The sequence below is a fragment of the Pseudomonas sp. ML2-2023-3 genome, from assembly GCF_037055275.1.
Lineage (GTDB): Bacteria > Pseudomonadota > Gammaproteobacteria > Pseudomonadales > Pseudomonadaceae > Aquipseudomonas.
Window position 1 is genome coordinate 1,257,265 of record NZ_CP146343.1, and the last position, 12,697, is coordinate 1,269,961.

Consider the following 12,697-nt stretch of genomic DNA (forward strand, 5'->3'; position numbering starts at 1 on the left):
TTGAGTTGCATATGAGAGAGTTTTCGCACGAAGGTGCGGGGTTAATCCGTGTATTGACTACGCTGTACCGGGAACTGCGCGTCGAGTTGCCAGCTGAATTTTTGGCTGGTTGCGATCTGCTCGCCAGACTTGTCCAGGGGGATCTCCGGGTTTGCTCACATTCAAAACAGCATGTTTGTTCCTCATCCTGTTGTTAACAGGCAACGGTATTGTTAAGGCAGCGCCTACGCTGGCCTCCATCATGAAAGCCGAAGAGTCTGACGGTAAGCCGCCGGTTCTGGTCGATGGCGGCTTGCTGGGTGCCCTGGGTGCCGGTATGGATGAGGTGCAGAGCCAGCTGGGCTCCAGCGTGGAGCAGTTGAGCGCCTGGAGTTTGCGCTCCAAGCGGGCTGCAGAAGAGGTTGAGGCCCTGGTAATCCAGGCATCGACTCATCCCTCGTGGAGCGGTGTGTGGGACTTTTTCCTGTTGTCCTTGATCTGGGCAGGCGCGTTCATCGGATTAATGCTGGCGGGACGTTGGCTGGCAATTTATCTGGGCAAGAGCCGACGCATTAACAGCCGGGAGCGGATACAAGCGTTTATCGGTTTCGGGCTGCCTTATCTGGTGCCTGCGCTGCTGAGCATAGTGTTGACGCTGTATGTCAGTCGTTTTCTGAACGACACCCTTGGCCGTTCGCTGGCGCTTAGCCTGTCCTATGCGAGCAGTGCAGGGGTGTTCTGCTCGGCACTGGTGCTGTCACTGAATACGATGTTTGAGGTGGAACACAAGCGGATCGCAGTCCAGATCATTCGCGAGTACGCCATGCGTCCGCTATTTTTCATCGGCTTTTTGGCAGCCCTGAGTGATGCCATGAACAGCCCGCAAATCACTCAGGAAATTGGCGGCAACATTACCAGTTGCCTCTCGGTTTTTTCAGGGTTGCTGGCATGCGCCATTCTGGCCTTTTTGGCAGTCCGGCTTCGCCGTCCCGTCGCTCATCTGTTTCGTAACAGGGCCTTGGCCCAGCGTCTGGGGCAGCCCGCATTGCAAGAGTCATTGCGCATTTTTTCGGTGCTCTGGTATTGGCCCCTGTTGCTGATGCTGCTGGCAACGGCACTCAACTTGCTGGGCGTGGGTGAGGGCAGTGAGCGTGCTTTGCGCAATGCGCTGCTGACATCCGGATTGCTGATCGGCACGGTATTTCTGAGTACGATTCTGCATCATTCATTTCGCACGAGAATTCGAAGCTCCGGAGCCTACAAAGATCGCTTTATAAATGTGGTTTACGCCTTGTTGCGCATTGTCCTGGCAGTGAGCTTTATTGAGCTCTTGGCGAAAATCTGGGGTTTCTCGTTGCTGGCCTTTGCATCGGACAGCAGCACCGGCAGGGTTATCAGTGACTCACTGGGGCACATCCTGCTGATTTTCCTGGTGACCTGGCTGTCATGGGTCGTGCTCGACACGGCCATTCAACAAGCACTGGAGCCCACGACCAACCGGCGTGGCACCCACGAACCCAGCACGCGGATCAAAACCATCCTGCCGTTGGCCCGCAATGCGATCAAAGTGGTGTTGGTGGTGATCTGTACCATCACCACTATGGCCAATCTGGGGGTGAACGTAGCTCCCTTCCTGGCGGGGGCCGGGGTTATCGGCCTGGCGATCGGCTTTGGCTCTCAACAGTTGGTGCAAGATGTCATTACCGGGTTGTTCATCATCATTGAAGACACCATTTCGGTCGGCGATTGGGTGGTGGTCGACTCTTCCCACGCGGGTACGGTCGAGGGGCTGACCATCCGTACGTTGCGCCTGCGGGACTCGCGAGGCTTTGTCCACTCGGTGCCGTTTGGTCAGATCAAGGCGGTGATCAACCACTCCCGGCAGTTTGCCTACGCATTTTTTTCAGTGCAGTTCACCTACGACACCGACATGGATAAAGCGACGGCTCTGATCCGGGAGGCGGGGAATCAGATCACTGGCGATCCATTGCTGAGTCTCAGCTTGCAGGGATCGTTGACCATCTTTGGTGTCGACAGCATGACCCTGGACGGGGTGACGATTACTGCGCAGTTCCGCACCCTGTCCGGGGCGCAGAACACCGTTAGCCGGGCGTTCAATGACCGGCTTAAAAAGCTTGTGGATAAGTCGCCGGACGTGCATTTTGCGCAACATTATCCACAGGGGTTTCTGATGCCCGTGCGTGAGTCGGAACAAGCATCGCAAACGGACTCTTTGGCTCAACGGCCTGCGGTATTGCTTTCAGACATCCCGCCGAGATCACAGTGAGGACCAACTGCATGGGGGCAGTTTGTCAGTGACGCGCGGGGCAGAAACCCGCAAAATGCGGCTATCTTGATCATGGTCAGCAGCTTTCACGGCTGATTTTCTGGTATACATCACCGTTCTGAATAGACTGAGTCTGCATACTTTATGCGAATGCGCCTTATGTTATTGGGCGGCGGAAATGCCCTCGGGCAGGCGCTGATTCGTCTGGGTGCCGAGGAAGACATTAATTTCCTTGCCCCGCGTCCACCGCAAGACGGTTGGGACGCCGCGAGCCTCACGCAGCTGCTCGATGACACCCGCCCGGATGCTGTCATCAACCTTGCGTACTACTTCGACTGGTTCCAGGCGCAGTCCGTGAGCGAGGCACGCCTTGGCGCCCAAGAGCGTGCTGTCGAGCGTCTGGCCGAGTTGTGCCAGCACCACAGCATCACCTTGCTGCAGCCTTCCAGCTATCGAGTTTTCGATGGGTCGCGAGCCACGGCCTACAGCGAGAAAGACGAGCCCGTTCCGCTCGGGTTGCGCGGTCAGGCCCTGTGGCGCATCGAGCAAAGTGTGAGGGCCATTTGCCCACAACACGTGCTGCTGCGTTTTGGCTGGTTACTTGATGACAGCCCCGACGGTACCCTTGGGCGGTTTCTGGCCCAGGCCGAAAAACCGGGCGAACTGCTGATGGCCGATGACCGACGGGGCAACCCGACACCGGTGGACGACGCCGCACGGGTTATTATCTCTGTACTCAAGCAGCTTGATTGTGCGGCGCCTCTGTGGGGCACTTACCACTACGCCGGACATGAAGCGACGACGCCGCTGGCGCTGGGGCAGGCGATTCTGGCCGAGGCGCGCAATCTGCACCCGCTGGCAGTTGAGGCACCTACGCCCCAGGCCCATGCCGCGCGGCCGGATGCGGCTGAAGAGCCCCAGCACGCGGTGCTGGCCTGCAAAAAAATTCTACACACCTTCGGGATCAAGCCTCGCGCATGGCGTGCGGCTCTTCCCGCTTTACTGGACAGGTTTTATCGTCATGGTTGATGCTCCCGTTTTAATCACCGGTGGCGCCGGCTTTATTGGTTCCAATCTGGTAGATGCCTTGCTGGCCAAGGGCTACTCCGTAAGAATTCTCGATGACATGTCCACAGGCAAGCGCAGCAATCTGCCAATGGACAACTCGCGTCTCGAACTGATTGAAGGTGATGTGGCTGATGCCGCACTGGTGACCAAGGCCATGGCCGGTTGCAGTGCCGTGGTTCATCTGGCAGCGGTCGCTTCGGTGCAGGCGTCGGTGGACGATCCGGTACGCACGCATCAGAGCAACTTCATCGGCACCCTGAACGTGTGCGAAGCCATGCGCGAAACGGGCATCAAGCGTGTTGTATTCGCGTCCAGTGCTGCGGTGTACGGCAATAATGGCGAAGGTGAGTCGATCGTCGAAGACACGCCAAAAGCGCCGTTGACGCCTTACGCAGCCGACAAGCTGTCCAGCGAGTACTACCTGGATTTCTACCGCCGCCAACACGGCCTGGAACCGGTCATTTTTCGCTTCTTCAATATCTTTGGTCCACGCCAGGATCCATCCTCACCGTACTCCGGCGTGATCAGCATTTTCAGCGAGCGTGCTGAAAAGGGCCTGCCCATCACCATTTTTGGCGATGGCGAGCAAACTCGTGACTTCGTGTACGTGGGGGATGTAGTCAAACTTCTGGTTCAGGCTATTGAGGCTCGGGAGGTTGAGGAGGGGGCAGTGAATGTTGGTCTGAACAAGGCCACCACCCTCAAACAAATGCTTGAAGCCCTGAGTGAAGTCGTAGGCCCACTGCCACCTATCACCTTCGGTCCGGCCCGCTCTGGCGATATCCGTCATTCCCGTGCCGATAACACCCGTCTGTTGCAGCGCTTCACGCTGGGCGAAACCACACCGATGAGTGTCGGGCTGGCGCGCCTGCTGGGCCGCTAAGGGTTTTTTGCCCACAAGAAAAGGCGCCTTTCGGGCGCCTTTTTTATGGGTGGCTGGCTTAGAACTTGTAGCCCAGGCCTACCATGTAAACCCACGGGTCTACATCAACGTTGACCTTGGCGCGTGTGCCCGGTGCAACGCCGTTGTTTTCTACGGTCGCGCGGGTATCGATATCGATATAGCGTGCCTGGGCGTTGATCATGATGTTGTCGGTCAGCATGTAGTCAGCGCCCAGCTGCCATGCCATGCCCCAGGAGTTTTTCGCCTTGAAGTTGTCGAAACCTGCGGCGCTGGCACTGCTACCGACGTGCTCGTCGTAGATCCAGGTGTAGTTGATACCGGCACCGACGTAAGGCTGGAACACCGACTTGGAGTCCAGTGGGTAGTAAACAACGCTCAGGGTCGGCGGCAAGTGCTTGAGGCTGCCCAGCTTACCGTTGGCCGCATCCAGGCCGGTGCCCTTGAGTTTGACGTCATGTTCAAACGGCGTTGCCGCCAGCAGTTCAATACCCACATGATCGGTAATCATGTAAGCAAAGTTGAGACCCAGTTGCGTGTCGCTGCTCATGGTCGCCTTGCCGCCCAGATCGGTGCCTGCCAATGGGCCCTGATCAACCTTGACGCTGGAGCTGTCGGCTTTCGGGTTTACGGTGATGGCACCGGCACGCAGGATGATGTCGCCTTCGGTGTGTGCGTGAGCAAGAGGGGCGACGACAGCGAGCGCAAGGGCGGCTGCGCTGAGCAAAGACTTGTGCATGGGAGCTCCATTGGGATATTTAAAATTTATATAACCAATGGTAATGAGCCCGCAGCTCCGTTCAGTTGACCCAGCTCAATGAAAAGATGAGGTTGTGAAAAATTCGTTAGTTGCCAAGAGTGCACGGGGCTTTTGATTTACTCAGGCAACTCGTACACCACGATTTTCTGCGCATCCATCTGATAGCCCGCATCGGCCAGTTCGCTGGTGCTGGCCTTGACCTGCATCGCGCCTACGATCCAGTACGGCTGGTACAACTCCTCGAGTTTGACGCCCTCTTTGCTGGTTACATGCACGATCTGGTTGGACGGTGGTGGTGGTACGTGGATACAGGCGCCGAAGTAGGGCACCAGTAAGAAGTCGGTGGTACGGCCGTCTTCGCTGACTTCAAGGGGCACGATATAGCCCGGCAGGCGGATCAGTTGGCCGTCCAGCGCCGGGACCACCGGCGCATTGGGCAAGTCCTGTCTGGCTGCTGGTGCGGTCTCCATGTCACCCATTTGAGACAAGTCGTGCAAGGGTGTCATGTCCGGGGCTTCAGGCGGCGCATCCGCCGGGATCATCTCTGACCATGTCAGCTCTTTTGGCTCGGCCGCCCACAGCGGTGTGGCCACCAGCAGTAACAGCGCCAGTACTGCGCGTGACAGTGCAGACCTTTTCATAAACATAAGCTCATAAACGAATGGACAGGCCATCGGCCAGCGATTGTCGGTAGGCGCGCCATGCGGGCACGCAGCCCATCAGCAGGGCCGCCGCCAGAATACCGCCCAGCAGCGTCCATTCATATTCACTTGGCCATGCCAGTGGCAAATACAGCCCGTAATTGGATTGCACGTAGCCTTGTGCAATGGCAATGCACACATACAGCAAACCAACGCCAGCAATCACTCCGGCCAATGCCAGCGCGAGCGCTTCGAAGATCAGCAGGGTTGCGATGTGCCAGGGCCGTGCGCCCACGGAGCGCAGAATCGCCATCTCGCGCCGACGCTCATTGAGGCTGGTCAAAATCGCCGTGAGCATGCCGATCAACCCGGTCAACACCACGAACAGCGAAACCACAAACAGCGCCTTTTCAGCGGTGCTCATCAGGCTCCAGAGTTCTTGCAGGGCTACGCCTGGCAAAATGGCCATCATGGGCTCGCCGCGAAACTCATTGATTTCACGTTGCAGGGCAAAGGTTGAAATCTTGCTGTTCAGGCCCAGCATGAAAGCGGTGATGGCCTGTGGCGTGAGGTCCATATTGCGTGCCTGGTCCGCGCTGACACGTCCGCTACCCTGGGCGGGCACCCCGTTATGCCAGTCGATGTGAATCGCTTCCATGCCGCCAAGACTGATATGCAGTGTGCGGTCAACCGGGGTGCCGGTGCGCTTGAGAATACCGACCACGGTGAACGGTTTGTCGTCATGCTTGACCAGGCTGATCGCTGCCACGCCATGGGCCAGCACCAGCTTGTCCCCCAGTTTGTAGTGCAGGGCCTCGGCGACTTCGGCGCCCAGTACCACCTCGAACGGATCGGTTGCAAAGGCGCGGCCATTGTCCAGTTTCAAGTTTTGCTTGTGGCCGTACTGGTAGTGCTCAAAGTAGTTCTCGTTGGTGCCCATCACCCGATAACCACGATGAGAATCGCCCAAGGACATGGGAATTGCCCATTTCACTTTCGGGTTGTTGGCGAAGTGCTCAAAGCTGTCCCAACGAATATTGTTGGTGGCATTGCCGATGCGAAACACCGAATACAACAGCAGGTTGACCGAGCCTGAGCGGGCGCCAACGATCAGGTCTGTGCCGCTGATGGTGCTTGCAAAGCTGGCCCTGGCTTCGGTGCGCACCCGCTCGACTGCCAGCAGCAGGCACACCGAAAGGGCAATGGCGAAGGCAGTCAGCAGTGCGGTAAAGCGACGGTTAGCCAGACTGGCCAGCGCTAGACGAAACAGATACATCTCAGACCTCTACCTTTGTTGCAGCGCGATTGAGTTCAGACAACGACAGGTTGCGGTCGAACAGGGGGGCCAGGCTTTGATCGTGACTGACAAACAGCAGGCTGGCGCCAGCCTCGCGGCACTCGGTAAACAGCAACTGGATAAAGGCTTCACGGGCGTCGGCATCCAGCGCGGAAGTGGGTTCGTCGGCAATCACCAGTTCGGGCTGGCCGATCAGTGCGCGGGCGGCGGCGACACGCTGCTGCTGGCCAATCGAAAGTGAATCTGCGCGTCGTTCCAGCAGCGCCGGGTCTTTGAGGCCCAAATGTGCGAGCAGGGTTTGTGCGGCGTTATCCACACTGCCATGACGCTGCACGGCACGGCTGGCGCGTAGTTTGGAAAAATGGCAAGGCAGTTCAACGTTCTCGCGAACCGATAAAAACGGCAGCAGATTGAACTGCTGAAAGATATAGCCCGTGTGATCAACCCGAAAACGATCGCGCGCCCCCGAGCCTAGCTCGCTCAGTTCCTGGCCCAGCAAGCGGATCGTGCCCCGGTTGGCTTTTTGAACCCCGCCCAGCAAGCCCAGCAGTGTGGTTTTACCGCTACCGCTGGGGCCTTTGAGAAACAGGGTTTCACCGGGTTCCAGGCGAAACGCCGGGATATCCAGCAGCACGGGGTGTCCCGGCCAGCTGAAGCTCAGGTCGCTCAGTTCGATAAGTGCTTGGGTCATGGGGGGAGGAAATCGCCTGTGTCATCGGGGGGGGTGTGTGGGAGCGGGCTTGCTCGCGATTCAGACGCTGCGGGCTTTCAGTGAAAGCACGGTGACGCCATCGCGAGCAAGCCCGCTCCCACAGAGGGGCGGGTATTTAAAACTTCAGCGTAGGTGCCTTGGCCGTCACTTCCACCGCTTGCTGACCGCTTGGGCCGATCAGTTGTACCTTGAATTTATGAGTGCCGGGGAATGTCTTGAAAAACTGGGTCAGGTCCAGGGCTTTCAGAGCATCCGGTTTGCTGCACGTAAACGCGTAGTGGGCTTCGATATCGCTATGGTGGTGCTCGCCCTTGGCTGCGCCTTCTTCAGGAGCCGGTTCGAACAACGGGCTCTTGAGCTCCTGATCGTCAGCTATGCAGCCAGCTGCCTTCGGGATGCTGAACAGTACCAGCGGGTCTTCCAGTTGTTTACGGGCCAAACTGACCTTGGCTTTATCATCTTGGGTCGTGGCCACGTGTTCAAAGCCCACCAGATTCATTGACGGACCGTCGAGGTCCAGTTCCAGTGTCTGACCGTCCAGCGCCACATTCAAGCTTCCCACGCCATGCTCATGGGGCGCCAGGCTGCCGTGTTCATGGTCGTGATCGTGATCGTGATCGTCGGCGGCGTGAGCCATCGCCAGCGGCAACAAGGCAAACGGCAAAGCAAGAAGCAAACGGCGCATGGGAGCACTCCAGCAAGAAATATGAATGTTTTGTTATGTGATCTTATAACAAGTGTTGCGAGAGTTTGCCCGTGTGCTTGGCGTTACGCAAGACGCATGGGAGCATGGCTTCATGAAATTTCAGGAGCACAACGATGGTGCGCATTCGCGGAACGATAGGTGACTGGCCGGTCGATTTGACGGTGGAGCTGGATGATAGCGATTGGGCGAAGCTGGGTGCGCAGTTGCCTGTGGGTGATGCGCCGGCCGCTGCGCCACCTGCCAAGCCCGCGAGTCAGGACGATGCGGTATGGGAAACGACCAAAGACTTGCTGCGCAAGGCTGGCCAGATGACCGGGCCTGAACTGCTGGGCCAGCTTGAAGCGCTGACCGGCAGTACGGGCGCTGGCAAGCGCTTGTTGGTGCGCCTGCGTCATTGTGCCGAGGTCAAGGTGATCAGCGGTGCAGACTCACCGATCTATAGCTGGGTTGACGGGGCGTAACAAAAACCCTGTAGCAGCTGCCGCCGAACGCAGCCTCGTTCCCTCGGCAACTGCTACAGAGATGTATCGGCGTTTAGTACAGCGCAGCAAACAGTTTGCGGCGGTACGTGGTGACCAGCGGGTGATCGTTGCCCAGCAGGTCGAACACTTGCAGCAACGTCTTGTGGGTGATGCCTTCGTTATAGCTGCGGTTGCGGGTAAACAACTTCAGCAAGCCGTCCAGAGCCCCTTCATATTGCTGGCGCGACAATTGCTGAATCGCCAGTTGGTACGCCGCTTCATCGTCCTGCGGGTTTTGCGCCACGCGGGTTTTCAAATCGGCAACATCCGGCAAGTCTGCCGCCTGACGCAAAAACGTCAGCTGAGCCTTGGCTCCTGCCAGTTCGGCTTTGTGCTCGTCGCTTTTGACGGCATCCAGCACGGCCTGCGCTTCAGTCAACTCACCGCGCTCGGCCAGGCAACGGCCGTACAGGATCAGTGCCTTGGCGTTGCTGTTGTCTTCGGTCAGGATACTTTTGAGCAGGGCTTCGGCATCGGCAAAACGGCTTTCGGCAAATAGCGCCTGGGCCTGTACCAGCGGGTCTTCTACCTCAGGTTCAGGCATGACCACGTGGGGGGCGAGCATGGCGCGGATCGCCGATTCAGGCTGTGCTTCCTGGAACCCGTCGACCACCTTGCCGTCCTTGAACAGCACGACCGTGGGTAAAGTCTGAATGCCGATACGGCCCACAATGTCCTGCTCGACATCGCAATTGACCTTGGCCAGCAGCAACTCGCCCTGATAGTCCTCGGCGATTTGTTCCAGGATCGGCAGCATCACCTTGCAGGGCGCGCACCACTCGGCCCAGAAATCCACCAGCACGGGCTGCTCGAAAGACGCCTGTACAACCAGTTTGTCGAAGTCAGCGGAGGTTACGTCGAAGCTGAAAGAGGGCGTAGGCTGATTCATTATGTGTCTCGAAGCAGGTAAATGAGGGCAACTATAAAGGCTGGACGCGAGCGCTGAAAGGCGTTGGTTCGCGTTGCGCGTGATACAGGCTGACGTTGCGAAATTCGTGGGGTTCGGCCAGATCGGGCAAGGTCAGTGCCTTGAGCATTTCCAGCTGCCGATACAGCGGATGCCTGAAGTCACGCACCCGGGAATCAGCGACCAGCGCCTGTTGGCCGCGGGCGAGGAAGTGATCCAGCAGCGGCAGGTTTTCGCGGTCATACAGCACGTCAGCCACCAGGATCAGGTCAAACCGGTCGGCCTCGGCAAAAAAGTCCCTGGAATAGCCGAGCTCCACATCATTGAGTTGCGCATTTGCCCGGCATGCTGCCAGCGCCAGCGGGTCAAGGTCGCAGGCCACGACTTCCAGCGCCCCGGCCCGGGCAGCAGCAATCCCCGCGACGCCGGAGCCAGCACCAAAATCCAGCACGCGCTTGCCTTTGACCCAGTGCGGCCGATCGGCCAGAAAGCGCGCCAACGCCAACCCGCTGGCCCAGCAAAACGCCCAATAGGGCGGCTCGTAGAGAATGCGCCGGGTTTCGTCAGGGGTGAAGGCGCGATCCATATTGTGCGCATCGATCAACCAGAGCTTGAGCGCGGTGTCCGGCAAGTCGGTGATGACCAGTTGCGCATCACCCAATAACTCGCCTAGCGACTGCTGCAGGTCTAGCGGTGTGTTCATGGCGCTTTGACGAGTGCCAGGGTCCCCAGCGCCTGCGTAGTGGGCTGGCTGATAATCCGTGAAGGCAGGTGCAGGATCAGTTGCCCGGACTGGCTGGCGCGTCCGCGCAGTTCGACCCGCGCACCGGCGGGGAAGGCCTCGGGGTTGAATCGCAGCTTGAATGGCAGGGCCTGGTTGTTGCCGATGATTTTGCTGCTGGCCATCAGTCCTTGGGGGCGTCCGCGGTCGTCGACGATCAGTATGGCCAGCTCAACCTCGGCGCCTGCCGGCGCGCCAGTCAGTACGCCACTCAACTCGCGCTGATACGCCGGTAGCGGGCCAAGGTCAGCCGGGGCGTCGGTTTTTGGCTGCGTCAGCACTTGGGGCTGTGCCGATTTGGGTGGCTCACTGCTACAAGCCACCAGCAAACTGGCAAGGCACAGCAAAACAAGCGTTCGTAGCGGCATACACGGCTCCAGCAGCAGGTCAGTCGATGTAACAGATGGTGTAAAACATAGTAGCCCGTCTGTATACCGTAAAGCCTATGGCTTGTCTTGCCAGTGGGATGCGCTAACATGGCGCTCCCCATTTTTGTTGGCTGCCACCATGCACTGTCCCTTCTGCGGTGCCAACGACACTAAAGTCATCGACTCGCGTCTGGTCGCCGAGGGCGACCAGGTGCGTCGCCGGCGCGAATGCCTGGCCTGTGGTGAACGTTTCACCACCTTTGAAACAGCCGAGTTGGTGTTACCCCGTCTGATCAAGCAAGACGGCAGTCGTCAGCCCTTCGACGAAGATAAGCTGCGCGCCGGCATGCAGCGGGCGCTGGAAAAGCGCCCGGTGAGTGTCGAGCGCCTTGAAGCCGCCCTTGCCCGAATCAAGCACAAGCTACGCGCCACCGGCGAACGTGAAGTCAAATCGCTGGTTGTTGGTGAACTGGTCATGGGCGAGCTGCAAAAGCTCGACGAAGTGGCCTATATCCGCTTTGCCTCGGTCTATCGACGCTTCCAGGACTTGAACGAGTTCCGCGAAGAGATCGACCGACTTGCCCGTGAGCCTTCCAAAGAATGACCCAGTCCCCTGAACAATCGATTTTAGACATCCATTACATGGCCCGCGCCATCGAGTTGGCGCGCAACGGTTTGTACACCACCCATCCCAACCCGCGTGTCGGTTGCGTGATCGTGCGTGACGGGCAGATCGTTGGCGAAGGCTGGCATGTGCGCACCGGCGAGCCCCATGCAGAAGTCCACGCCCTGCGCGCAGCGGGCGAGCTGGCCCGTGGCGCCACGGCCTATGTCACCCTTGAGCCGTGCAGCCATCACGGCCACACCCCGCCGTGCGCCGAAGGCCTGATCACGGCTGGCGTGGCGCGTGTGGTTGCGGCCATGCAGGACCCCAATCCGGAAGTCGCCGGGCGCGGCCTCAAGCGTCTGGCCGACGCCGGGATTGAAGTGCTCAGCGGTGTGCTGGAAGCCGATGCCCGGGCGCTGAACCCGGGCTTCCTGAAGCGCATGGAACATGGCCTGCCGTTTGTGCGGGTCAAGCTGGCGATGAGCCTTGATGGTCGCACCGCGATGGCCAATGGCGAAAGCCAGTGGATCACCGGTCCCGAGGCGCGCTCTGCGGTACAGCGTCTGCGGGCCCAGGCCAGCGTCGTACTGACCGGTGCCGACACGGTTCTGGCCGACGGCGCGCGCCTGACCGTGCGTGGCCCCGAGCTGGGTCTGAGCCCTGAGCTGACGGCATTGGCGCTCAGCCGGCCGCCGCTGCGGGTACTGATCGACGGGCGTTTGCGGGTGCCGCTGGATGCGCCGTTTTTCAAGGCTGGCCCGGCGCTGGTCGCCACCTGCGTGCCACCTGCCGAGCAGTACCGCACGGGGCCCGAATGCCTGGTGATCCACGGTGCCAACGGCCAGGTTGATCTGCGCAAATTGCTGGTTGCGCTGGCGGCACGCGGCGTCAACGAAGTGCTGGTCGAGGCCGGTCCGCGCCTGGCCGGGGCATTTGCCGATCAAGGCCTGGTCGATGAGTACCAGATCTTCGTCGCGGCCAAGTTCTTGGGCTCCACAGCCCGGCCACTGCTTGAGCTGCCGTTGACCCACATGAGCGAAGCACCATTGCTCAAAATCACTGAAATGCGCGCGGTGGGCGATGACTGGCGAGTCACCGCCATTCCCGTGCCGCCAGCGAGCGTATAATTCTCGGTCTTCGTTTTACGCAGGCTTTGTTCTCA

14 protein-coding genes are annotated in these 12,697 nt (G+C 59.2%); 6 read left to right on the top strand and 8 right to left on the bottom strand.

Annotation, left to right across the window (positions count from 1 at the left end):
- Nucleotides 1-151: 151 nt before the first annotated feature.
- From V6P94_RS05805 to V6P94_RS05815, 3 genes are all read left to right on the top strand, one after another.
- Complete coding sequence (locus tag V6P94_RS05805; RefSeq protein ID WP_338649084.1) at nucleotides 152-2,266, top strand: mechanosensitive ion channel domain-containing protein; 2,115 nt, start codon at nucleotides 152-154, stop codon at nucleotides 2,264-2,266.
- 144 nt (nucleotides 2,267-2,410) lie between these two features.
- On the top strand, nucleotides 2,411-3,295 hold the full coding sequence (locus tag V6P94_RS05810) for a sugar nucleotide-binding protein (RefSeq protein WP_219262612.1): 885 nt from the start codon (nucleotides 2,411-2,413) through the stop codon (nucleotides 3,293-3,295).
- Complete coding sequence (locus V6P94_RS05815) at nucleotides 3,288-4,217, top strand: NAD-dependent epimerase/dehydratase family protein (protein WP_326398564.1); 930 nt, start codon at nucleotides 3,288-3,290, stop codon at nucleotides 4,215-4,217. Before V6P94_RS05810 ends, V6P94_RS05815 begins: the two co-directional genes overlap by 8 nt.
- A gap of 58 nt (nucleotides 4,218-4,275) precedes the next feature.
- On the opposite strand, the gene V6P94_RS05820 is transcribed toward V6P94_RS05815, so the two are convergent.
- The 5 genes from V6P94_RS05820 to V6P94_RS05840 form a co-directional block, all read right to left on the bottom strand.
- The gene (locus V6P94_RS05820) at nucleotides 4,276-4,974 is read right to left on the bottom strand and encodes an OmpW family protein (protein ID WP_219262613.1); all 699 of its coding nucleotides are present in this window, start codon (nucleotides 4,972-4,974) and stop codon (nucleotides 4,276-4,278) included.
- Nucleotides 4,975-5,111: 137 nt separating this feature from the next.
- Nucleotides 5,112-5,636 (bottom strand): DUF3299 domain-containing protein, encoded by a 525-nt coding sequence (locus V6P94_RS05825; RefSeq protein ID WP_133077072.1) that lies wholly within the window; start codon nucleotides 5,634-5,636, stop codon nucleotides 5,112-5,114.
- 10 nt (nucleotides 5,637-5,646) lie between these two features.
- Complete coding sequence (locus V6P94_RS05830) at nucleotides 5,647-6,912, bottom strand: ABC transporter permease (RefSeq protein WP_326398563.1); 1,266 nt, start codon at nucleotides 6,910-6,912, stop codon at nucleotides 5,647-5,649.
- Nucleotide 6,913: 1 nt separating this feature from the next.
- Nucleotides 6,914-7,624 (bottom strand): ABC transporter ATP-binding protein, encoded by a 711-nt coding sequence (locus V6P94_RS05835; protein WP_219262614.1) that lies wholly within the window; start codon nucleotides 7,622-7,624, stop codon nucleotides 6,914-6,916.
- A gap of 136 nt (nucleotides 7,625-7,760) precedes the next feature.
- A complete protein-coding gene (locus tag V6P94_RS05840; RefSeq protein ID WP_133077069.1) occupies nucleotides 7,761-8,330 on the bottom strand; it encodes a DUF2796 domain-containing protein in 570 nt (189 codons plus the stop codon).
- Nucleotides 8,331-8,464: 134 nt separating this feature from the next.
- Between V6P94_RS05840 and V6P94_RS05845 the strand changes: the two genes are divergently transcribed.
- Complete coding sequence (locus tag V6P94_RS05845) at nucleotides 8,465-8,812, top strand: hypothetical protein (protein ID WP_133077068.1); 348 nt, start codon at nucleotides 8,465-8,467, stop codon at nucleotides 8,810-8,812.
- 73 nt (nucleotides 8,813-8,885) lie between these two features.
- Here the strand turns inward: V6P94_RS05845 and trxA are convergent, their stop codons facing one another.
- The 3 genes from trxA to V6P94_RS05860 are packed head-to-tail and all read right to left on the bottom strand — an operon-like array spanning nucleotide 8,886 to nucleotide 10,928.
- Nucleotides 8,886-9,761 carry a thioredoxin gene (trxA, locus tag V6P94_RS05850; RefSeq protein WP_133077067.1) on the bottom strand — a complete coding sequence of 292 codons (876 nt, stop codon included), beginning with the start codon at nucleotides 9,759-9,761 and terminating at the stop codon, nucleotides 8,886-8,888.
- Between the two features lie 31 nt (nucleotides 9,762-9,792).
- The gene (locus V6P94_RS05855; protein ID WP_133077066.1) at nucleotides 9,793-10,482 is read right to left on the bottom strand and encodes a methyltransferase; all 690 of its coding nucleotides are present in this window, start codon (nucleotides 10,480-10,482) and stop codon (nucleotides 9,793-9,795) included.
- Complete coding sequence (locus tag V6P94_RS05860) at nucleotides 10,479-10,928, bottom strand: hypothetical protein (RefSeq protein WP_133077065.1); 450 nt, start codon at nucleotides 10,926-10,928, stop codon at nucleotides 10,479-10,481. Before V6P94_RS05860 ends, V6P94_RS05855 begins: the two co-directional genes overlap by 4 nt.
- Before the next feature lie 139 nt (nucleotides 10,929-11,067).
- On the opposite strand from V6P94_RS05860, the gene nrdR reads away from it, so the two are divergent.
- Together nrdR and ribD are read left to right on the top strand one after the other, a co-directional pair.
- Nucleotides 11,068-11,532, top strand: a complete 465-nt coding sequence (gene nrdR, locus V6P94_RS05865; protein ID WP_019824317.1) for a transcriptional regulator NrdR — start codon at nucleotides 11,068-11,070, stop codon at nucleotides 11,530-11,532.
- Nucleotides 11,529-12,662 (top strand): bifunctional diaminohydroxyphosphoribosylaminopyrimidine deaminase/5-amino-6-(5-phosphoribosylamino)uracil reductase RibD, encoded by a 1,134-nt coding sequence (gene ribD / locus V6P94_RS05870; RefSeq protein ID WP_219262618.1) that lies wholly within the window; start codon nucleotides 11,529-11,531, stop codon nucleotides 12,660-12,662. Before nrdR ends, ribD begins: the two co-directional genes overlap by 4 nt.
- Nucleotides 12,663-12,697 lie beyond the last annotated feature (35 nt).

What these genes read in the sequence shown, in the direction of transcription:
- V6P94_RS05825 (WP_133077072.1), bottom strand. Translation starts at nt 5,636, where the DNA reads ATGAAAAGGTCTGCACTGTCACGCGCAGTACTGGCGCTGTTACTGCTG.
- trxA (WP_133077067.1), bottom strand. Translation starts at nt 9,761, where the DNA reads ATGAATCAGCCTACGCCCTCTTTCAGCTTCGACGTAACCTCCGCTGAC.
- V6P94_RS05840 (WP_133077069.1), bottom strand. Translation starts at nt 8,330, where the DNA reads ATGCGCCGTTTGCTTCTTGCTTTGCCGTTTGCCTTGTTGCCGCTGGCG.
- V6P94_RS05860 (WP_133077065.1), bottom strand. Translation starts at nt 10,928, where the DNA reads ATGCCGCTACGAACGCTTGTTTTGCTGTGCCTTGCCAGTTTGCTGGTG.
- V6P94_RS05845 (WP_133077068.1), top strand. Translation starts at nt 8,465, where the DNA reads ATGGTGCGCATTCGCGGAACGATAGGTGACTGGCCGGTCGATTTGACG.
- V6P94_RS05815 (WP_326398564.1), top strand. Translation starts at nt 3,288, where the DNA reads ATGGTTGATGCTCCCGTTTTAATCACCGGTGGCGCCGGCTTTATTGGT.
- V6P94_RS05830 (WP_326398563.1), bottom strand. Translation starts at nt 6,912, where the DNA reads ATGTATCTGTTTCGTCTAGCGCTGGCCAGTCTGGCTAACCGTCGCTTT.
- V6P94_RS05810 (WP_219262612.1), top strand. Translation starts at nt 2,411, where the DNA reads ATGCGAATGCGCCTTATGTTATTGGGCGGCGGAAATGCCCTCGGGCAG.
- V6P94_RS05855 (WP_133077066.1), bottom strand. Translation starts at nt 10,482, where the DNA reads ATGAACACACCGCTAGACCTGCAGCAGTCGCTAGGCGAGTTATTGGGT.
- V6P94_RS05835 (WP_219262614.1), bottom strand. Translation starts at nt 7,624, where the DNA reads ATGACCCAAGCACTTATCGAACTGAGCGACCTGAGCTTCAGCTGGCCG.
- nrdR (WP_019824317.1), top strand. Translation starts at nt 11,068, where the DNA reads ATGCACTGTCCCTTCTGCGGTGCCAACGACACTAAAGTCATCGACTCG.
- ribD (WP_219262618.1), top strand. Translation starts at nt 11,529, where the DNA reads ATGACCCAGTCCCCTGAACAATCGATTTTAGACATCCATTACATGGCC.
- V6P94_RS05820 (WP_219262613.1), bottom strand. Translation starts at nt 4,974, where the DNA reads ATGCACAAGTCTTTGCTCAGCGCAGCCGCCCTTGCGCTCGCTGTCGTC.